Here is a 276-nt window from a genome sequence, read left to right on the forward strand (position 1 = left end):
TTATCAGCCATGCGCTCTTGGAGTTCGTCGATTATCGGACGATGAGCACGATTGCTTGGATCTAAATCCTGTTGAATGCGGCGGCAAATATTTAGGTATAACTCTTCTGCCCATGCACGTTGGGTCAAATCTAACACACCATGAGCATATTGAGTGTGCGCTTCTTGTAAGTCGAACTGGCTATCATGCAACCATTCGCGTAATGAACGGCTATTACCTTGGTGCTGCATTGACTCCCACGTTTCCCATAAGGAAATTAATGAACGTGGCGCATCT

The 276-nt window shown here is 46.0% G+C and carries 1 protein-coding gene; it reads right to left on the reverse strand.

Going from position 1 to position 276, the window contains the following annotated elements:
• A partial coding sequence (locus tag ACRHOC_RS14800; RefSeq protein WP_431159401.1) for a hypothetical protein occupies positions 1-230 on the reverse strand: 230 nt, incomplete at its 3' end.
• Positions 231-276 lie beyond the last annotated feature (46 nt).

This window comes from Winogradskyella poriferorum (genome assembly GCF_050618035.1).
GTDB lineage: Bacteria > Bacteroidota > Bacteroidia > Flavobacteriales > Flavobacteriaceae > Winogradskyella > Winogradskyella poriferorum_A.